At 59.6% G+C, this 19,870-nt stretch carries 19 protein-coding genes and 2 pseudogenes; 13 read left to right on the forward strand and 8 right to left on the reverse strand.

Annotated features, from left to right (window positions below; all coding sequences use genetic code 11):
- Nucleotides 1-95: 95 nt before the first annotated feature.
- From xsc to ACR3ES_RS00180, 8 genes and pseudogenes are all read left to right on the forward strand, one after another.
- A pseudogene (gene xsc, locus ACR3ES_RS00145) lies at nt 96-1,864 on the forward strand (sulfoacetaldehyde acetyltransferase).
- A gap of 117 nt (nt 1,865-1,981) precedes the next feature.
- The gene (locus tag ACR3ES_RS00150) at nt 1,982-2,914 is read left to right on the forward strand and encodes a phosphate acyltransferase (RefSeq protein ID WP_170431106.1); all 933 of its coding nucleotides are present in this window, start codon (nt 1,982-1,984) and stop codon (nt 2,912-2,914) included.
- On the forward strand, nt 2,911-3,993 hold the full coding sequence (locus ACR3ES_RS00155; RefSeq protein ID WP_170431104.1) for an acetate and sugar kinases/Hsc70/actin family protein: 1,083 nt from the start codon (nt 2,911-2,913) through the stop codon (nt 3,991-3,993). The genes ACR3ES_RS00150 and ACR3ES_RS00155 overlap by 4 nt, the downstream gene beginning before the upstream one ends.
- An 81-nt stretch (nt 3,994-4,074) precedes the next feature.
- Nucleotides 4,075-6,821, forward strand: a pseudogene (locus ACR3ES_RS00160) (molybdopterin oxidoreductase family protein).
- Nucleotides 6,818-7,582 (forward strand): 4Fe-4S dicluster domain-containing protein, encoded by a 765-nt coding sequence (locus tag ACR3ES_RS00165; RefSeq protein ID WP_170431100.1) that lies wholly within the window; start codon nt 6,818-6,820, stop codon nt 7,580-7,582. Before ACR3ES_RS00160 ends, ACR3ES_RS00165 begins: the two are co-directional and overlap by 4 nt.
- Nucleotides 7,582-8,469, forward strand: a complete 888-nt coding sequence (locus tag ACR3ES_RS00170) for a DmsC/YnfH family molybdoenzyme membrane anchor subunit (protein WP_170431098.1) — start codon at nt 7,582-7,584, stop codon at nt 8,467-8,469. The genes ACR3ES_RS00165 and ACR3ES_RS00170 overlap by 1 nt, the downstream gene beginning before the upstream one ends.
- 105 nt (nt 8,470-8,574) lie before the next feature.
- Nucleotides 8,575-9,036, forward strand: coding sequence for a carboxymuconolactone decarboxylase family protein (locus ACR3ES_RS00175; RefSeq protein ID WP_170431096.1), 462 nt, complete (start codon nt 8,575-8,577; stop codon nt 9,034-9,036).
- The gene (locus ACR3ES_RS00180; protein ID WP_480424563.1) at nt 9,033-9,914 is read left to right on the forward strand and encodes a sigma-70 family RNA polymerase sigma factor; all 882 of its coding nucleotides are present in this window, start codon (nt 9,033-9,035) and stop codon (nt 9,912-9,914) included. Before ACR3ES_RS00175 ends, ACR3ES_RS00180 begins: the two co-directional genes overlap by 4 nt.
- A 37-nt stretch (nt 9,915-9,951) precedes the next feature.
- On the opposite strand, the gene dapA is transcribed toward ACR3ES_RS00180, so the two are convergent.
- A complete protein-coding gene (gene dapA / locus ACR3ES_RS00185; protein WP_170431094.1) occupies nt 9,952-10,824 on the reverse strand; it encodes a 4-hydroxy-tetrahydrodipicolinate synthase in 873 nt (290 codons plus the stop codon).
- A 134-nt stretch (nt 10,825-10,958) separates the two neighbouring features.
- Here dapA and ACR3ES_RS00190 point away from each other — a divergent pair, with 134 nt between their 5' ends.
- Nucleotides 10,959-12,932: a lytic transglycosylase domain-containing protein gene (locus ACR3ES_RS00190; RefSeq protein ID WP_170431092.1), complete on the forward strand. Its 1,974-nt coding sequence runs from the start codon at nt 10,959-10,961 to the stop codon at nt 12,930-12,932.
- Here the strand turns inward: ACR3ES_RS00190 and ACR3ES_RS00195 are convergent.
- Nucleotides 12,906-13,775 carry a DMT family transporter gene (locus tag ACR3ES_RS00195; RefSeq protein WP_170431090.1) on the reverse strand — a complete coding sequence of 290 codons (870 nt, stop codon included), beginning with the start codon at nt 13,773-13,775 and terminating at the stop codon, nt 12,906-12,908. The two genes, ACR3ES_RS00190 and ACR3ES_RS00195, sit on opposite strands and share 27 nt — an antisense overlap.
- Nucleotides 13,772-14,437 (reverse strand): tRNA (5-methylaminomethyl-2-thiouridine)(34)-methyltransferase MnmC2, encoded by a 666-nt coding sequence (mnmC2, locus tag ACR3ES_RS00200; RefSeq protein ID WP_170431088.1) that lies wholly within the window; start codon nt 14,435-14,437, stop codon nt 13,772-13,774. The genes ACR3ES_RS00195 and mnmC2 overlap by 4 nt, the downstream gene beginning before the upstream one ends.
- A 55-nt stretch (nt 14,438-14,492) precedes the next feature.
- Here mnmC2 and ACR3ES_RS00205 point away from each other — a divergent pair, with 55 nt between their 5' ends.
- Both ACR3ES_RS00205 and ACR3ES_RS00210 read left to right on the forward strand, forming a co-directional pair.
- Entirely contained in the window at nt 14,493-15,527 is a 1,035-nt protein-coding gene (locus ACR3ES_RS00205) for an NAD(P)/FAD-dependent oxidoreductase (RefSeq protein WP_170431086.1), read from the forward strand.
- The gene (locus ACR3ES_RS00210; RefSeq protein WP_480424564.1) at nt 15,524-16,003 is read left to right on the forward strand and encodes a GNAT family N-acetyltransferase; all 480 of its coding nucleotides are present in this window, start codon (nt 15,524-15,526) and stop codon (nt 16,001-16,003) included. The genes ACR3ES_RS00205 and ACR3ES_RS00210 overlap by 4 nt, the downstream gene beginning before the upstream one ends.
- Here ACR3ES_RS00210 and ACR3ES_RS00215 read toward each other — a convergent pair.
- The 4 genes from ACR3ES_RS00215 to ACR3ES_RS00230 form a co-directional block, all read right to left on the reverse strand.
- Nucleotides 16,000-16,242, reverse strand: a complete 243-nt coding sequence (locus ACR3ES_RS00215; protein WP_170431084.1) for a hypothetical protein — start codon at nt 16,240-16,242, stop codon at nt 16,000-16,002. The two genes, ACR3ES_RS00210 and ACR3ES_RS00215, sit on opposite strands and share 4 nt — an antisense overlap.
- Nucleotides 16,243-16,257: 15 nt before the next feature.
- The gene (locus tag ACR3ES_RS00220) at nt 16,258-16,800 is read right to left on the reverse strand and encodes an NAD(P)H-dependent oxidoreductase (protein ID WP_170431083.1); all 543 of its coding nucleotides are present in this window, start codon (nt 16,798-16,800) and stop codon (nt 16,258-16,260) included.
- A 134-nt stretch (nt 16,801-16,934) separates the two neighbouring features.
- Nucleotides 16,935-17,606, reverse strand: coding sequence for a YiaD family glycine zipper/OmpA-like lipoprotein (locus tag ACR3ES_RS00225; RefSeq protein WP_170431081.1), 672 nt, complete (start codon nt 17,604-17,606; stop codon nt 16,935-16,937).
- 118 nt (nt 17,607-17,724) lie between these two features.
- On the reverse strand, nt 17,725-18,417 hold the full coding sequence (locus ACR3ES_RS00230; RefSeq protein ID WP_170431079.1) for a helix-turn-helix transcriptional regulator: 693 nt from the start codon (nt 18,415-18,417) through the stop codon (nt 17,725-17,727).
- A 104-nt stretch (nt 18,418-18,521) separates the two neighbouring features.
- Between ACR3ES_RS00230 and ACR3ES_RS00235 the strand changes: the two genes are divergently transcribed.
- Complete coding sequence (locus ACR3ES_RS00235; protein WP_170431077.1) at nt 18,522-18,713, forward strand: hypothetical protein; 192 nt, start codon at nt 18,522-18,524, stop codon at nt 18,711-18,713.
- Nucleotides 18,714-18,715: 2 nt separating this feature from the next.
- Here the strand turns inward: ACR3ES_RS00235 and ACR3ES_RS00240 are convergent, their stop codons facing one another.
- The gene (locus tag ACR3ES_RS00240) at nt 18,716-19,324 is read right to left on the reverse strand and encodes an RluA family pseudouridine synthase (RefSeq protein WP_480634334.1); all 609 of its coding nucleotides are present in this window, start codon (nt 19,322-19,324) and stop codon (nt 18,716-18,718) included.
- A 134-nt stretch (nt 19,325-19,458) separates the two neighbouring features.
- Here ACR3ES_RS00240 and ACR3ES_RS00245 point away from each other — a divergent pair, with 134 nt between their 5' ends.
- Complete coding sequence (locus ACR3ES_RS00245) at nt 19,459-19,869, forward strand: nuclear transport factor 2 family protein (protein WP_170431073.1); 411 nt, start codon at nt 19,459-19,461, stop codon at nt 19,867-19,869.
- Nucleotide 19,870: the final 1 nt, after the last annotated feature.

Consider the following 19,870-nt stretch of genomic DNA (forward strand, 5'->3'; position numbering starts at 1 on the left):
TGGACCTAACGCGGACCTGCCCCATCGGCGAAAACCATAGTCAAAGGCTGGACTGCCCGTCTGGCTGCAACCCCAATTGCGCGGAGTACACAAAGATGGAGATGACGACCGAAGAGGCCTTTGTAAAGGTATTGCAGAAGCACGGCATTGAGCATGCGTTTGGGATCATCGGGTCTGCGATGATGCCGATTTCGGATTTGTTTCCGACCGCTGGGATCATGTTCTGGGACTGCGCACATGAGGGCAGCGCGGGCATGATGGCGGATGGCTACACGCGTGCCACCGGCAAGATGTCGATGATGATTGCGCAGAACGGCCCCGGCATCACCAACTTCGTGACCGCCGTGAAAACCGCCTACTGGAACCACACGCCGCTGCTGCTGGTCACACCGCAGGCGGCAAACAAAACCATCGGTCAGGGCGGCTTTCAGGAAGTCGAGCAGATGAAGCTGTTCGAGGATATGGTCGCCTATCAGGAAGAGGTCCGCGATCCGACCCGCGTCGCCGAGGTTCTGACCCGCGTGATCGCCCAGGCCAAACGCCTGTCGGGCCCGGCGCAGCTAAACATCCCGCGCGATTTCTGGACCCAGGTCGTCGACATCGAGATCCCCGATCCGATTGAGTTCGAGCGCAGCCCGGGCGGTGAGAATTCGGTGGCCAAAGCCGCCGAGATCCTGTCGACGGCCAAGACCCCCGTCATCCTGAACGGTGCCGGCGTCGTGCTGTCCGAGGGCGGCATCGACGCCTCGATCGCGCTGGCCGAGCGCCTGGATGCGCCGGTCTGCGTGGGCTATCAGCACAATGACGCCTTCCCCGGCAACCACCCGCTGTTTGCCGGCCCGCTGGGCTATAACGGCTCGAAGGCCGGGATGGAGCTGATCAAGGAAGCCGATGTGGTGCTGGCGCTCGGCACCCGGCTGAACCCGTTCTCGACCCTGCCCGGCTATGGCATGAGCTACTGGCCAGAGGATGCCACCATCATCCAGGTCGACATCAACCCCGACCGGATCGGCCTGACCAAAAGGTCACCGTGGGTATTGTCGGCGATGCGGCCAAGGTGGCAAACGGCATCCTGCGCCAGCTGTCCGACGATGCGGGCAATGCCGGACGCGACGCGCGCAAGGCCAATATCGCGCAGAAGAAATCCGCCTGGGCGCAGGAGTTGACCTCGCTGACGCATGAGCAAGACGATCCCGGCACCACCTGGAACCAGCGCGCCCGCGACGCCAAACCGGACTGGATGAGCCCGCGCATGGCGTGGCGCGCGATCCAGCAGGCACTGCCGCGCGAGGCAATCATCTCGTCCGATATCGGCAACAACTGCGCCATCGGGAACGCCTATCCTGACTTTGACGAGGGCCGTAAGTATCTGGCCCCCGGCCTGTTCGGCCCCTGCGGCTATGGCCTGCCGGCCATCGTCGGCGCCAAGATCGGCCAGCCGGACGTGCCGGTTGTCGGCTTTGCCGGCGACGGTGCCTTTGGCATCGCGGTCAACGAACTGACCGCCATCGGCCGTTCGGAATGGCCCGCTATCACCCAGATCGTCTTCCGCAACTACCAGTGGGGCGCGGAAAAGCGTAACTCGACCCTGTGGTTCGACGACAACTTCGTGGGTACCGAGTTGGACACCCAGGTCTCGTATGCAGGGATCGCCCAAGCCTGCGGCCTCAAAGGTGTCGTGGCCCGCACCCAGGACGAGCTGACCGCCGCCCTGAACCAGGCCATCGCGGACCAGAAAAACGGTATCACAACCCTGATCGAAGCCATGATCAACCAGGAACTCGGGGAACCCTTCCGCCGCGACGCCATGAAAAAACCAGTCAAAGTTGCTGGGATCGCAGCGGCCGACATGGCAGCGCAGTAAAACTGAAAATTGCTGCGGGCGTGACGAAACGTCAGGCCCGCACTTATCGTAAATGTCAAACAGGAACGTTATTGGTTACATGCCGTGCTTTATCCCAAAAACGACATGAGCTGACCTATGTTCCCTTTTCTCTCACAAACATCTCCAACCGTTTCCGGACGACTGCTCCGACAAGCGCAAAATCTGCGGACACCGCGTGTGGCGCTGGTCAACGCCAGTTCGGCGACCGCCTTGGCAGGTATTCAGGAAGCGGCCAAAGCGGATCTGGCCGAGCCTGTTTTGATCGGCAATCCGGCAAAAATCACCCAAGCCGCCGAATCCATCGAATTTGATCTGACAGGTATTCAGGTCATCGACGCCCCGCACGACGCCGCAGCGCCCGAAGCGGCACGCCTGGCGCGCGACGGCCACGTCGATGCCATTATGAAGGGGCAGATTCATTCCTCCACCTTTCTGAAGGGCTTGCTGCCGACTGCCGCCGGACTTCGCGCGCCCGGCGTGCGGTGTGCGCATGTGTTCCATATGACGGCGCCGGGATCTGATCGTCCGATCCTGTTGACGGACGCCGCGTTAAACGTCGATCCGAGTGTCGAGACACGCCAAGCCAGCCTCGCCCACGCAGTTCATATGGCGCATCTATTAGAGATCGAGCGTCCCAAGGCCGCTATCCTGGCACCCAGCGAAGATCCAACACCCACTATCCAAAACACCATGGAAGCTGCGGAAATCGCGGCATGGGCCAAAACCGGTCTGCCCAGTGCAGATGTGGCCGGTCCGCTCGCCATGGACCTCATCCTGTCGCGTCAGGCCGCCGATATCAAAGGGGTTGAAACACCTGTGGCCGGAGACGCAGACATTATTCTGACGCCCAACATCACAACCGGAAACGCGGTGGTCAAACTGATGGTGCTGGGGATGGGCTGTTGCGCGGGTGGTCTGATCATGGGCACAAAAGTGCCTCTGCTGCTGACATCACGGTCTCAGGGGTCAGCCGCGCGGCTGGCCTCGGCGGCATTGGGCGCGATTGTTGCGAATGGGGGGTCGGCATGATCCTCGTTCTGAATGCAGGATCGTCGTCGATCAAAATCAAGCTTTTCACGCTTGATCTGGCCCCAATCCTGTCCGGCTCGGTCAGCGAAATCGGTGGCGACGCGCAGATCAAACTGGGTGCCGAAAAATCGCAGATCACCGCAGAAAATCACGGCGCCGCGCTAGATGCCCTGTTGGCGGGACTGGTCCGACAAGGATACAACCTGTCGGACCTGTCCGCTGCCGGCCATCGGATCGTGCATGGCGGCGCCGACCTGACGGCGCCCAGCGCATTGACCCCGGACATCCTGCGACGGATTGAGGATTGCGTGACGCTTGCGCCTTTGCACAATCCACACAACCTGTCAGCCATCCGCGTTCTGGCGGACCGTTTGCCGGATCTGCCTCAGTTCGGCTCGTTCGACACCGCGTTTCATGCCGACAATTCCGCTGTATCTGTCGCCTATGCCATTCCGATCGAAGAACGCAATAAAGGGCTTCGCCGCTACGGGTTTCACGGGCTCAGCTATGCGTCCATGGTCGAGTATCTGGGCGATGACCTGCCCGAGCGGTTGCTAGGCCTGCATCTTGGGAACGGATCCAGCCTCTGCGCTATTCGAAACGGGAAGAGTGTTGCCAGCAGCATGGGGTATTCCCCTCTGGACGGGTTAACAATGGGGACCCGCAGCGGGGCGATTGACGGGATGGTCGTGTTGCGGCTGGCGCGTGAGCACGGGCTGGACGATGCAAACCATTTACTGAACTTTTCCAGCGGTCTGACCGGATTGGCTGGAACCAACAATATGGCCGATCTGCTGCAGCGGGATGATGAAGACGCCCGATTTGCTGTCGATCACTTTTGCTACTGGGCGGCGCGTCACGCAGGCAGCGCAATCGTGGCCCTAGGCGGTCTGGACGCCGTCGCCTTTACCGGGGGTATCGGTGAAAACGCCCCTCAAATCCGCGACAGAATAATGGATTATCTGTCCTTTCTGAGACCAGTTTCCGTGCACATCGTACCGGCTGATGAAGAGGCCCAGATTGCCCGGGATGTACTGCACCTGTTAAATGGGAGGACGGTTCTAAAGTATAGAGCCTAGGGGAGGGATTACGTGAACCAGCAGCCGCAAGTTGACTTATCACCCAAAGTGTCTGACGAGATTCGTCGCACAACGTGCTACATGTGCGCCTGCCGATGCGGCATCAACGTGCACATGAAGGACGGCAAGGTTGCCTATATCGAAGGCAACCGCGATCACCCGGTGAACCAGGGCGTTTTGTGCGCCAAGGGCTCGGCCGGGATCATGCAGGTCAACGCACCGTCGCGGCTGCGTAAACCCCTGCGCCGGGTCGGCCCGCGCGGGTCGGGCGAGTTTCGCGAGATCGAGTGGGAAGAAGCGATCAGTACGGCTGTTGGCTGGCTGAACGAGTTGCACGAAACGGCTCCGCAAAAGCTGGCCTTCTTTACGGGGCGCGATCAGAGCCAGAGTTTCACTTCGTTCTGGGCTCAGAATTTCGGCACGCCAAACTATGCAGCCCATGGTGGGTTTTGCTCGGTCAACATGGCGGCTGGCGGCATCTACACGATGGGCGGTGCATTCTGGGAATTCGGGCAACCCGATTGGGACCATACCAAGCTGTTCATGCTGTTCGGCGTGGCCGAGGATCATGACAGCAACCCGATCAAGATGGGCATTGGCAAGATCAAGGCACGTGGCGCCCGGGTGATTGGGGTGAATCCGATCCGTACAGGCTATAATGCCGTGGCAGATGATTGGGTCGGGATCACACCTGGCACAGACGGGCTGTTCATCCTGTCGCTAATCCACGTGCTAATGAAGGCCGGCAAGATCGACCTTGATTACCTGAGCCGCTACACCAATGCACCTGTTCTGGTAAACGCCGCCGAAGGTCCGGAAAACGGCCTGTTCCTGCGCGACGCAGACGGCAAGCCACTGGTGATCGACCGCGTGACGGGCGAACCCACCGCCTTTGACAAACCCGGCGTGCGCCCGGATCTGGCTGCGACTTACGAGAAGGACGGTGTCACCCACCGCCCGGTCTTTCACCTGATAGCTGAAAAGTATCTTGATGACGCGCACGCGCCCGAGGCCGTGGCAGATCGTTGTGGTATTCCCGCAGAACGCATCCGCGCCATCGCCGCTGAAATCGCTCGCGTCGCTTTTGACGAAGCGTTCGAGATAGATCAGGAATGGACAGATTTCCGGGGTGAAACACACGCAAAGATGATCGGCCGCCCGGTCAGCTTCCACGCGATGCGCGGTATCTCGGCCCATGCCAACGGGTTTCAGACCTGCCGCGCCTTGCACACACTGCAGATCCTGCTGGGAACGGTTGAGGTTCCGGGCGGCTTTCGGTTCAAACCCCCCTATCCCAAACCGGTCGAAGCGCACCCGACCCCACATGGCGACCGGCGTCCCGGACGCCCCTGGAAGGTCCGCACTTGGGCTTCCCACGCGGACCCGAGGATCTCTTGCTCGACGATTGCGGTACGCCGCAGCGGATCGACAAGGCGTTTACCTGGGAAAACCCGATGTCGGCCCACGGGCTGATGCACATGGTGATCTCGAACGCGGCTGCGGGTGACCCCTACAAGATCGACACGCTGTTCATGTACATGGCGAACATGTCGTGGAATTCGACCATGAACACCAAGGGTGTCATGGAGATGCTGACCGCCCGCAACGAAGACGGCAAATACGTCATCCCGCATATCATCTATTCGGACGCCTACTCGTCCGAGATGGTTGCTTATGCCGACCTGATCCTGCCCGACACGACCTATCTGGAACGCCACGATTGCATCTCGCTGCTCGACCGCCCGATTTGCGAGGCCGATGCCGCCGCCGACGCAATTCGTTGGCCCGTGATCGAGCCCGACCGCGATGTGCGCGGCTTTCAATCGGTGCTGATCGAACTGGCCAACCGCATGAGTCTGCCGGGCTTCACCAACGAGGACGGCAGCCCAAAGTGGAAGAATTACGCCGACTATATCGTAAATCATCAGCGCAAACCGGGTATTGGCCCTCTGGCCGGTTTCAGGGGCGAAAACGGCGACAAGGAAGGGCGCGGCGAAGTCAACCCAGACCAGTTGAATCGCTACATCGAAAACGGCGGGTTCTACGTCGCGCACATTCCGGAAGGCGCGAATTACTACAAACCCTGGAATGCCGCCTATCAGGACTGGGCGGTTGGCATGGGCATCTATGACAGTCCGCAACCTTATCTGTTCCAACTCTATTCGGAACCTATGCGGAAATTCCAACTAGCCGCCGAAGGCTATGGCGACCGTCAACCACCCGACCATCTGCGTCAGCGGATCAAGGAAACCATGGACCCGCTGCCGATCTGGTACGAAACCGATCAGCAAGGCAATGAGGGCTTCGCCATCACCGCACTGACCCAGCGCCCGATGGCCATGTATCACAGTTGGGGCACGCAGAACGCATGGCTGCGGCAATTGCATGGTCGCAATCCGCTCTATGTCCCGACAAAGCTGATGCGCGAACACGGGCTGAAGGATGGTGACTGGGCCAAAGTCAGCTCTCCGCACGGAGAAATTACCGTACCGGTCATGGAAATGGCAGCGCTGAACGACAACACCGTTTGGACATGGAACGCCATTGGAAAGCGCAAAGGCGCATGGGCTTTGCAGGATGACGCCCCCGAGGCCACCAAAGGCTTTTTGCTGAACCATCTGATTCATGAGTTGTTGCCGCCGAAAGGTGACGGGATGCGATGGGCCAACTCTGATCCCGTGACGGGTCAGGCCGCTTGGTTCGACCTGAAGGTCAGAATCGAAAAGACCGAGGCGCCGAGTGACGCGGAAAGCCAGCCAGAATTTGGCCCGATTAAATCGCCGGTTGGAACCGGCCCCAAAGATCTGGCGTGGAAGGTAGGTAAATGACCCAACTCCCCCAATCGACCGACCGCAAGCTGGGACTGGTCATCGATCTCGACACCTGTGTCGGCTGCCATGCCTGTGTGATCTCGTGCAAAGGCTGGAACACGGAAAACTATGGCGCGCCGCTGTCGGATCAGGATGCTTACGGTGCCGACCCGTCTGGCACGTTCCTAAACCGCGTGCACTCTTATGAAATTCAGCCTGAACAAGGTCAGGCTCAATTGGTTCATTTCCCCAAATCCTGCCTGCATTGCGAGGATGCGCCCTGCGTTACCGTCTGCCCCACCGGGGCAAGCTACAAGCGGGTTGAAGACGGCATCGTTCTGGTCAACGAAAGCGATTGTATTGGCTGCGGTCTCTGCGCCTGGGCGTGCCCCTATGGCGCGCGAGAGATGGACATGGCCGAAGGCGTAATGAAAAAGTGCACGCTGTGCGTTGACCGCATCTACAACGAAAACCTGCCCGAAGTAGATCGCGTCCCCGCTTGCGTGCGCACCTGTCCTGCCGGCGCGCGCCACTTCGGTGATCTGGGTGATCCAGACAGCGATGTCAGCAAGCTGGTGGCCGAGCGCGAAGGCATGGACCTAATGCCTGAGATGGGGACTAAGCCGGTCAACAAATACCTGCCGCCCCGGCCAAGGGACACGGTTGAGGACCAGATCGACATCCTCGCGCCGCTGTTGACCCCGGTTGCCGACGAAGCCAAGGGTTTTGTTGGATGGCTCGATAAGGCTCTCGACAAACTGCCCGGAGGCGCGACCTGATGCATCCAGCCCCTTCAGTCATCATATTCACCACGTTTTCCGGATTGGGTTTTGGCCTGCTGTTCTTTCTCGGCCTCGGTCAGCCCGCAGTCACCGGGGTGGTTGCCTTTGTATTCTATGCCATTGCCTACGCGCTGGCAGTCGGTGGCCTTCTGGCATCGACCTTTCATCTGGGTCATCCGGAACGTGCCTGGAAGGCTTTCAGCCAGTGGAAATCGAGCTGGCTCAGCCGAGAAGGTATCTGCGCCGTCGCCGCCCTCGTCATCATGGGTCTGTATGCACTTGGCGCGGTCTTCCTGAACAGCCATTGGGCGCTTTTGGGCTGGGTTGGTGCGTTGCTCTGCCTGGCCACCGTATTCACAACCTCGATGATCTACACACAGCTCAAGACCGTGCCGCGCTGGAACATGGGCCTGACGCCGCTTGTCTTTCTATCTTTCAGCCTGGCAGGGGGTGCCCTTCTAGCAGGTGCTGAAAACCTTGCCCCCTGGCTGTTGTTGATCGCTGGGGTGGCGCAATTGGCCTATTGGGCCAAGGGCGACCGGGCGTTGGAGAATTCCGGAACAAATATGGCAACCGCCACCGGATTGGGGGATCGCGGAGCGGTGCGCGCATTCGAACCGCCGCACACCGGAACAAACTACCTGCTTCGTGAGTTCGTACATGTGGTTGGGCGAAAGCACGCACAGAAACTGCGTGTCATCTCATTCGTCCTGGCGTTTGCCCTACCCCTTGTGCTGATCCTGACACCTGTCGAGGGTTTCGTGGTCAAACATGTCTTTGCGTTGCTTGCCGTATTGTCACATCTGGCGGGCGTTCTGGTCTCACGCTGGCTGTTTTTTGCGCAGGCCGAACATGTCGTGGGCCTGTATTACGGAAAACGCTGACGCCTCAAAAATCCGAGTTTTCTCCGGAGTTCTTTTTGGCACCGTGTCACAAACACGGTGGTTCGTGCGTCCTGTTTCTGTACAAATCAAAAACAGGAGTACGCAATGTCCCCTCGGATCAATCACTTTTCCGTCGCCCCCGCGTTGATGCAGCCCATGCTGGATATGGAAGACCTCCTTATGGCGTCAGGGCTGGAGCACAGCCTGATCGAGCTCGTGAAGCTGCGGGTGTCTCAGATCAACGGATGCGCCTACTGCATTCACATGCACACCCACGACGCCCGTGCGAGTGGTGAAACCGAAGACCGGTTACATCTTTTGAACGCGTGGCGTGAATCATCGCTTTACTCGGAACGCGAACAGGCGGCTCTGGCCTGGGCAGAGGATCTCACTCGGATCGAAACCAGCCGCGCTCCCGACGCCACTTATACAAAAGTCGCAGCGCAGTTTTCCGAAGAGGATCAGGTGGCGCTGACACTTGTCGTCACGACCATCAACGCGTGGAACCGTCTGGCCATCGGATTCGACGTGCCGCACCCGGTTTCCAACACGGCATCGGCCGCGTGACCCGGCCCGGATCAAAGCCCGGCGATACCGCCTTCGTCGATATGCAACCGCGTCTTTTTGCGGTTGCATATCGCATGCTCGGATCGGTCAACGATGCCGAAGACATCGTACAGGATGCCTATCTACGCTGGCGACGGGTCGACCCTGCCATCGTACGCGATGAAACCGGGTTTCTGATCCGCGTCGTGACGCGCTTGTGCCTGGATCATTTGCGCGCGGCACGCACCGTTCGAGAAACCTATCCCGGCGAGTGGCTGCCCGAGCCACTTGTCACCGAAGACGCAACCGAGCGACTGGATCGTGACGTCTCGGTGGCTCTTTTGATGGCATTGGAAAGGTTGTCGCCGCTGGAACGCGCCGCATTCCTGTTGCACGATATCTTCGATCAAACCTATGACGACCTGGCAAAAGCCCTGAATCGAAGCCCAACCACGTGCAGACAGCTTGTCAGCCGGGCGCGCAAGCATGTCGAACAGGCCAAGCCGCGTTCGAATGTCGACCCAGCGCTCAGCGATGATCTTGCAAGGGCGTTTTTCCAAGCAGCCAAAAGCGGCGACACCCAAGGCCTTACTGATTTATTGGCACAAGACGTCCGCCTGCATTCCGATGGCGGTGGCAAAGTTTTGGCCACCCTGAATCCGATTTACGGACGGGACAAGGTCATCCGATTCTTCGCCGGATTGGCGCGAAAGGCAGGATCCGAACATGCTGCATCCTGGGCGGTGTGCAGTTTGAACGGACAGCCCGCCATCATCAACCGAGAGCCTGACGGGATCGTGCAAGCCACATCGCTCGGGGTCGAAGACGGCCGGATTGCTACAATCTACGTGGTTCGAAATCCCGACAAGACCCGCCATCTGGAGCATCTTCTGGCTTAGCGGGCCCACGAAATGCAATGGGCCCGAAGGTCTTGGTTCACACCAGCCCGGCGTGGGCCATGGCCGCATCTATGGCCGACTTGGTGCTGTCTTCCAGTGCGGTCAGGGGCGAGCGCACCTCTTCGTCGCATTTGCCCAGCTTGCTGAGGGCGTATTTCGCGCCCACGAGGCCAGGTTCGATAAAGAGCGTCTCATGCAGCGGCATCAGGCGGTCCTGATACTGCAGCGCCGTCTTGTAGTCCCCAGCCAGCGTCGCCTGCTGGAATTCAGCACAGAGCTTTGGGGCGACATTGGCCGTGACCGAGATACACCCAACCCCACCATGCGCGTTAAAGCCAAGCGCCGTGGCATCTTCGCCAGACAACTGGCAAAAGTTCGAACCGCACGCGGCGCGTTGTTGGCTAACGCGCGCCAGATCACCAGTGGCGTCCTTGACACCGACAATGCGCGGCAGTTTGGACAATCCGGCCATCGTCGCAGGCGTCATGTCGATGATCGAACGGCCCGGAATGTTGTAGATGATGATCGGAATTTCGGCACACTCATGCAGGGTTGTGAAATGCTGGGTCAGCCCGCGCTGCGTCGGTTTGTTGTAATAGGGCGTCACGACCAGAGCCGCACTGGCACCAACCTTCTGGGCAAACTGGACAAAGCGCACAGCTTCAACCGTGTTGTTCGAGCCTGCCCCTGCAATGACCGGCACACGACCGGCTGCGGCCTTCACGACCTGTTCCACTACAGTTTCATGCTCTTCGTGGCTCAGGGTCGGGCTTTCGCCCGTTGTCCCCACCGGGACCAGACCGGTTGAGCCTTCCTGTATCTGCCATTCTACCAGATGTTTGAGCGTGTCCAGGTCCAACTCGCCGTTGCGGAACGGGGTGACGAGAGCTGGCATCGAGCCTGTGAACATGGAGCGCTCCTTAAGGTGCAGTATGCTGTTTTTTGCGCACCAGTCCGTCACGATATTGGGTTTGTGAGTTGATCCCGGCGGCGCAAGGTTTATCCTCACAGGCTCTATCCTTGGTTGGTCAGGAATTGCAAGGGATGACACGCGTTCTAGCCTTAATGATGACACTGATTCTGTGCGCAGCGTTTCAGCCGCAAGCTGTAAAAGCGGATGCTGCGGCGGATTTGCGTTCTGGTCTGAACGAGATGCGCAAAGGTGATTGGAACGAGGCGTTGCGGGTCTCGGGCGCACGCGGATCCGTGTCGCGCGACATTATTGTCTGGCACTGGCTGCGCGAAGGTTTCGGAAGCTCGGGCGATGTTCTGGTGTTTCTGGAACGCCGTCCGGATTGGCCCGGACTGGCCTGGCTGCGCCGCAAAAGCGAGCCGTCTTTCACTGGCGCTGATCCCGATCGCGCATTGAAATTTTTTGGTGAATTGCCGCCGCAAACGGCCGAAGGGGCGCTGAACTATGCCGTTGCGTTGATGTCCAAAGGCCAACAGGGCGAAGCGCAGGCGGACATCGTCACCGCATGGCGCACGATGCCGATGGGCTCGGGGCTGCAAAAAGACTATCTGGAAAACTTCGGAAACCTGCTCAAGCCGCATCATGCCGCCCGGCTGGACCGGATGCTATGGGACGGTCATCTGATCAGTGCGGGTCGCATGTTGCCTTTGGTCAGCACTGATGAACGAAAGCTTGCCGAGGCGCGCATTGCTTTGCAAAAGCGCGAACCCGGCGTGGATGGCAAGGTTGCCGCTGTGCCAAAATCTCAGGCCGATGCACCGGGGCTGGCCTTCGACCGTTTCGTCTGGCGCGACAGGAAAGAACTGGACGACAGTGCGATCGATCTGATGCTGGCGCGGTCAACCGGACCGGATGCGTTGGGCGAGCCCGACAAATGGGCCGAAGGACGGCGCAGGTTGGCGCGGCTCGAAATGCGCAATGGTAGCGCGTCTCGCGCCTACGACATTGCAGCGAACCATCATATGACGCCTGAAATGGGGTATGGCTATGCTGATCTGGAATGGCTGGCCGGGTTTTTGGCGTTGCGCAGGTTGGATGATCCGGCAACCGCCGCACGGCATTTCAAAAACTTCTCCGCCGCCGTTCGATCGCCCATCTCGCAAGGCCGCGGAGGCTATTGGCTGGGCCGCGCCTACGCTGCGCAGGGCGAAGCAGAAAAAGCCTACGAAGCCTATGCCAAGGGGGCCGACCACCAAACCTCTTTCTACGGTTTGCTGGCAGCCGAGCAAATCGGGCGACCCTTTGACACCGAATTGGCCAATCCCCGTCGAGCGCCGCATTGGAAACAGGCTGCGTTTGCCAATTCCAGCGTGTTAGAAGCCGGTCTGCTGTTGTTGAAAGCGGACGAAGACAATCTGGCGGAACGATTTTTAACGCACCTGGTGGAAGGCCTTGACCCGGTGCAGGCCAACCAACTGGGCGATCTGGCAATTGAGCTGAAAGAACCGCATCTTGCCGTGATGATCGCCAAACGTGCTGCAACCAAGGGAACCGTTTTACCGGCAGCTTACTACCCGGTGCATCCCGTGGCCGATATGGGCCTGCCAATGGCCAAGGAAATGACGCTGGCCATCGCACGCCGCGAAAGCGAGTTTGACCCAGTGGTGATCAGCGGCGCAGGCGCGCGAGGGCTAATGCAGGTCATGCCCGCAACGGCCAAGCTGGTCGCGCAGGAATTGGGGATTCTCAGCCGCCATCAGACAGGGCGGCTGACGACCGATTGGCAATACAACGCGAAACTCGGGGCCAGCTATCTCTCGGGACTGGCGGCAGATTTCAACGGCAACATTGTTATGATGGCCGCAGGATACAACGCGGGACCAAGACGCCCGATTTCGTGGATGGAGCGGTACGGAGACCCGCGCGCAGGAGAAGTCGATGTGGTGGACTGGATCGAGACCATCCCATTCAGCGAAACGCGCAATTACGTGATGCGGGTCGCTGAGAGCCTGCCTGTATATCGCTCCCGTCTGGGACAGCCGGCGTTGCCGGTTCCGTTCTCGCAGGAACTGACCGGGTCAACTCTGGCTGCGTTCGCGCCATAAGGTGAACAATCCGGCCGCGACAACCAGAGCGGCCCCCAGCACGACTTCTGGCCGCAGGGATTCGCCAAAGATCGAGATGCCCAGAATGGCGCTCCAAACGAGGTGAAAATAGGCAAACGGCTGCACGGCACTGGCCTCGGCCATTTCATAGCATTTGATCAGTAACCAGTGGCCCAAAACGCCAAACACAGAAAGAACCGCCATCCAACCCCAGTCGCGGCTGGCCATCGGCTCCCAAAACCACATCCCGACCAGGGTCATCGCAACAGCACCGGCGATCCCCGTCCAGAAAAAACTTGTGGCCGCACTATCGCGGCGCGCGGCATATCGGGTCAGCAATCCATAAAGCGCGAACATCAGCGCCGATATCAGGGGAACGATGGCCCATGGGTTAAAGACGCCCACACCCGGCTGGAGAATGATCAGGACACCAATGCACCCGACGCCAATTGCGGACCATCGCCGCCAGCCGACTCTTTCCCTCAGAACCGGCCCACTGAGCGCGGCCACCAGTAGCGGGTAGCAGATAAAAACGGCCATCGTGTCTATCAGCCCAAGGATCGTAAACGCAAAGACCGCGACACAGATTTCAGCGGCCAAAAGTACGCCACGAAAAATCTGCAGGCCCGGTTGGCTGGTTTGGGCAGCGGCCTTCACACCCCCGGGTGCCCGCGCAGCCAGAGCGATGACAAAGGCAGCGAAGAACCAGTACCGGATCATCACAACCATGTAGGTGTTGTAGGTCGCCGCCAGATGCCGCGAGATGCCATCCTGCAATGCAAAAACAACCGTTGCAGCGATCATCAGCGCAATGCCGGCGCGTATATTGTTCTGCTGCGTCATGTCCTGATCGCCTTGGTCATGTGACGCTTGCGCCCGTAACCAGCCACTCGGCTGACTGTAAAACCGGCTTGCTCCAAACCCCGCCTTACAAACCCCGCAGCTGTATAAGTGGCGGCCGATCCACCGGGCACTGTGTGATCTGCCACCTGTAGCATCAGTTCAACGCCCCAAAGCTCAGGGTTCTTGGCCGGTGAAAAGCCGTCAAGGAACCAGGCATCGACCGCGCCACTCCAGCTTGGAAGTGTCTGGCGCGCGTCCCCCTCGATAACGTTCAAATCTAGGGTTTCAAGAGTGCAACGGCCCCTGGTCCAGTGTGTCAGAAACCGGTCTCTCCACGGCGCGAGTTGGGGAAAAGCGGCCAGCGCCCGGTCCATGTCGCCGTGAGACATTGGAAAAGCCTCAAAGCTGGTAAAACGCAGCGGTCCAGACTGGCCGGACTTTTCCCATTCGGACCAGACGGTCAGCATATTCAGCCCGGTACCGAACCCAAGTTCAGCGATATGAAATCCCGGAGCAAACCGCTTGGGAAGATCGTTACCGGCCAGAAAAACGTGCCGGGTTTCGTCCAACCCATTCTGCAGCGAATAATACGGATCATCGAAGCGGTCTGAGACCGGTATCTCATCATCCGTCCACGTCAAACGGGCATGCTGGTCTGCCATCGGGGAATCCTGTAGCTAAGCGGCGCGACACTGAACAAGGATAAGGGGATTGGCAATGGTCGATGTGACGGTGCGCGGTGCGGGGATTTTTGGCCTGTCCATTGCGTGGGCCTGTGCGCGGCGCGGCGCAAAGGTTGCTGTCGTCGATCCCAATGGTCCCGGTAAAGGCTCCAGCGGGGGTCTTGTTGGCGCGTTGGCGCCACATGTGCCAGAAAACTGGAATGCAAAGAAAGCGTTCCAGTTCGAGAGCCTGATCATGGCCGAGCCATTCTGGGCTCAGGTCGAGGCGACCGGTGGTGTCTCTTCAGGGTATGGACGGCTGGGCCGCATTCAGCCGGTCCCGGATCAACACAGTCTAGACATGGCACGGCAGCGTCAAATCTCGGCGCAGGAGCTGTGGCAGGGTCGGGCCGACTGGCGCGTGATCCAAGAGGCCGAGGCAGGCGCATGGCATCCGCCCAGCCCGACGGGGTATCTGATCCACGATACCTTGACCGCTCGGATGCATCCACGTCGTGCCTGTCAAGCGCTGGTCGCGGCTCTGTCCGTGATGGGCGTTGATGTCGTCGCAGACGCGCCGGAGACAGGCCGCGTCGTTCATGCTACCGGTCTTGCCGGGTTGGATGAACTGAACAGGGCTTTGGGCAAGACCGTTGGCAACGGCGTCAAAGGACAGGCGGCCTTGCTGCGTTTTGACGCGGGCGACGTCCCGCAACTCTTCACCGATGCAATCCATATCGTGCCTCACGCCGATGGAACCTTGGCCATCGGGTCGACATCTGAGCGGGACTACGACGATCCAGCCAGTACCGACAGCGCTCTGGATGACGTTATCGACAAAGCGATGCGCGCCGTGCCGGTGCTGCACGGCGCCGAGGTGATTGAACGCTGGGCCGGTGTTCGTCCGCGCAGCAAAAGCCGCGCACCGATGTTGGGTGCGCACCCGCTGCATCCGGATCAGTTTATCGCCAATGGTGGCTTCAAGATCGGGTTTGGCATGGCACCGAAAGTGGCCGATGTCATGGCCGATCTTGTTCTGGAAGACCGCGACATGATTCCGGAAGAGTTCAAGCCCGAGGCGTCCTTGTGACAGGCACCGACACGACCCCTATCCGGTTAGCACCGGATAGCCCTGTAATCCCCGGGGTCCTGACGCTGATCCGCGATAGCTTTGCCTTTATGGAGGGTCGGATCAATCCGCCCTCGTCCATGCATCGTTTGTCCACGTCGGACGTGCGCCAACAGGCTCGGCAAGGTGAAATCTGGGTCATTGGAGACCGGCCTGATGCCGTGGTGTTTCTGACGCCGAAACCCGGCTGCATGTATCTGAGCAAACTCGCTGTGGACAAAGACCGCCGCGGGCTGGGGCTGGCCAGACGCTTAGTGGACCTGGCCGAAATGCGGGCCGCAGCCATGGGTCTGCAGGTTCTGGAACTGCAGACGCGGGTCGAGCTTGTAGAAAACCACTCGGCTTTTGGCCGTATGGGTTTTCGAAAATCCGGTGAGACCGCGCATCCCGGCTATGATCGGACAACCTCGATCACGATGCAGAAACACCTAGGCTAGGTTGGCGCGTGGGTCCACATCCTGCGCGGCAAACCCATGTCGAGGCTCAGAGTTCCGCCGACCTTTGGATATTTATCCCGCTCCAACGCGTCAGGTGCGTGTGGGGCCCAGAAGTACAGCTGGTGAAAAAAAGGCGGCAAAGGCGCCCCACGGGTGATCGTCGGGCGATGACCGAGGGCCACCTGAAACGCGATGGCCAGTGCGGGATCCATAGTGTCGGCCTGTGTTTCGTGCGTCATGCCAACAGCTTAGGTCTAGAAACCGGCCTCAGCCCGAAGTTTTTGCATCAATGTCTGCAGAGACTTCTCGTACCGTTCGTTGATCAGCTTGCCGTGCTCGTCAAACTCGTCAGAGCTGCTTGCAATATGAATCTCCGGCCCTTGCAGAATGCGCGGCTGAAACGGCACCATGCAGGATCTCAGGATCATCTGAGCGCGTTCGCCACCGGCGCGGCCGGCGGCAGCGGACATGACCGCAAGGGGTTTGTCCGCCCACGGATTGCCCTTGGTCCGGCTGACCCAGTCCAGCGCGTTTTTCAGAACGCCTGACGGGCCCTTGTTGTACTCCGGAGTCGAGATGATCACCGCATCGGCCTGTGCGATCTGGTCCGCCAGTGTGTGAACAGCGGCGGGGATGCCTTCGCCCTCTTCAACGTCACCATCATACAGGGGTATGTTCAGATCCGCCTCGACAAAGCTGGCGGGGCCAAACAGCCGAGCCGCCTCGCGCACGAGTTTGCGGTTGGTGGCATTTTGGCGCAAAGACCCGGACAGGCCAAGAAGGGTCGGTTCGGACATCAGGGGAAACTCCGTTTTTCAGTCTCCCAATAACTAGACCGACATCTTCCCAATCCAAACCCTGTTTATCGTACAGACATTGCGCGAGATTGGGACCGTCTTTCGACGGTTCCAATATGGTAAGTCTGTTGGGATCAGGCGTTGCCGCTTGGCACGACTACGATTTCAACGCGGCGATTCTGGGCCTTGCCCTCGGGTGTCAGGTTCGTTGCCACCGGATTGTTTTCACCCTGACCGATCGTGGTGATGCGGTTAAAGCTCACACCATTTGCCTGAAGGATGTCGGCCACCGCATTGGCGCGGCGCTCCGAGAGGCCCAGATTGTAGCCCGCATCGCCATCACTGTCGGTGTGCCCGATAATCTGAACGTTTGAATTGGGATAATTGACGAGGTTCTGGCCGACTTTGACCAGATCGGCCCGCAACGCCGGGCGGACGGTCGCGCTGTCGGTATCAAAAGTGATGTCATTCGGCACCGTGACAATCAGGCGGTCGCCCGCATTCACGATAGTAATCCCGTCATTGGCCAGTTGCTGCCGCAGTTCGGCCGCCTGCCGGTCCAGCTGGTTGCCGATGAGACCGCCGCCTGCCGCGCCAATGGCGCCCCCTGCCAGTGCGCCCAGAAGCGGGTCAGAATCGTTGGCGACCGCGCCAACCCCCGCCCCGATCAGACCACCCAGCAGTGCGCCCTGTTTGGCGTTCTGGTTGGGATCGTTCTGAACGCTCAGCGTGCCGGGGTCCGTACAGGCCGCCAGCGTCACGACCGAACACAGTCCAGCCGCCAGAATAAACTTTGAAATCGTCATGATGTTACCTTCTGCTCTAGGACCTGTTGTGCAGGTATGCCTCTTGTGGCCTAGTATATCACGGCTCGCATAGGTGGGCTCAAGCAACAAAACGGTGAAATCGGCAAATACCTGCCATTCAGGCGGCACCTGCAGACTGGGGCGTCCCGTTTTGCTCTTGCCAAAGGTCCCGCAGTGCCTCGCCCTGGCCGCGAAAGTCTTCGTCGGTTGGTTCGCTGGCCCAGATTCTGTCCGTGCGGAAGTGGCGGAAGCCGTTGCGCAATTCACACCACCCGGCCAGCATCGTGCATTCGATATGGTATGTCAGTGCGACCGGCCGCACGATCCGTTCGGTGCGCTGATCATTCGAATCTACATAGGTGATCCGGATCTTCTGCTCTGCGCGGATTGCCTGCCTGAAATGTGCAACCGGGACGCATCCTTTCGCCGGATCGTCCGGCGGCGAACCCCAAGGCGCGACCTGCAACCAATCGGCTGGGCAATGGAGCGCGTCAATTTTTTGGCAAATGCGTTTCGCAGCGCGCTGCAGGTGACTGTCCCCGGTCCGCGCCAGCATCGACAGCCCGACCCACAAAGCCTCGACCTCTTCGGCATCGAAATTCAGCGGCGGAAGGTCATAGCCGCGTCGCATCAGATATCCGACACCCGCCTCTCCTTCGATCGGTGTCCGTTGCGCCTGTAGTTCAGCGATGTCCCGATACACGGTCCGCACAGACACCTCGAGCTTTTCCGCCAACGCCTCGGCCGTCACCGGGGCGCCTGAAGCCCGCAGAATCTGGATGATTTCAAACAATCGGGTCGAACGGCGCATGTCAGTCTCCTGTCGATCTGCTGACACCCTAGCACACCCCACTGACAGGGTGGTGTCAGGAGTGATGCGCAAGACTTGGCCAAACCTGGAGAAAGGAGCGCACAATGCCAAGCCGCGACAACCACGTCCTGATGACACTAAAACTGGATCGCTGGTCGCAAGACCACACCCTGCGTGCGTTCGAGATCGAACGCGAGATCATGACCGCCCGACAATGCAGTCAGTTCAAACCCAGAAAACGGGCACGGTGGTTTTCACTGGGCAATCTAAAAGCGCTGTGGAGCAGCACCGCCTGACGTCAGAACGACGGGGCCGCCCGGAATGTCATAGAAATCCCGCCTTCGGGGTGTTTCAGCCGAAGTTCTTCGGAATGCAACATCAGGCGGGAGAAGTCCCGGGCCGCACCCTCGGCATAAAACGGATCACCCAGAATAGGGTGACCGAGCGCTTGCATATGGACCCGCAATTGATGTGAGCGGCCTGTTTTCGGGAAGAGCCGCATTCGGGTCGTATCCCCTTCGCGCTTCACCACACGCCAGTCTGTCGTGGCGGGCTTGCCAGTGTCGTGGCACACGATCTGACGCGGACGATTAGGCCAGTCAACAATCAGTGGCAGATCGACAGTTCCGGATTTCGGCTCAACCCGCCCCCAGACGCGCGCCACATAGGTTTTGCGCGTCTGGCGCTTTTCAAACTGCAGGCCGAGATGGCGCTGCGCATGTGGTGTCTGGGCAAACACCATGATGCCGGACGTATCACGATCCAGCCGATGCACCAGTAAAGCCTGCGGAAACGCCAACTGAACGCGCGCCAACAGACAGTCGGCTAAATGAGACCCCTTCCCCGGAACCGACAGCAATCCCGGCGGCTTGTTCACCACGATCAGTTGCGAGTCTTCATGCAGCACGTCCAGTGGCGTTTGGGGGGATCATAGGTCTCGCTCATAGCCGCCTGCCTATCGCAGCCCACAACCTCCCGCAACGTCGTCCTTGCGTGCAGTACCGCCTTCGGAGACGCTCGCATTAAACCGGAGGAGTGGACATGCACCCGACAATCGAGAGACTGAAAGACGTGGTCGCCAAAGGCGACGATACGCTGATTGCGGACCTTCTGGCCGAAGATGTGCAGTTCATGCCGCCCACCTATTACGCCACCTGGACCGGACGTGCGCCCGTGGCTGCGGTGCTGGGTCATGTCGGGCAGGTCTTTTCGGACTTCTGCTATCGTCGGTTCATGGGCGACGGCAAGGACTGGGCGCTGGAATTTCAATGCAAAGTTGGGGATCTGGACGCTGTTGGTGTCGATCTGATCACCCTGAATGACGAGGGTCTGATTCAAACCTTCGAAGTGGCTATGCGACCTTGTAAGACTGTCGGCGCACTGCGCGAGGCCATGATGGCCAGGGTGATGAAGGACGCCCGGTTCCTGGAATTCCAAAACGCGCTGAGTTGAT

It is taken from the genome of Ruegeria sp. B1, from assembly GCF_056535885.1.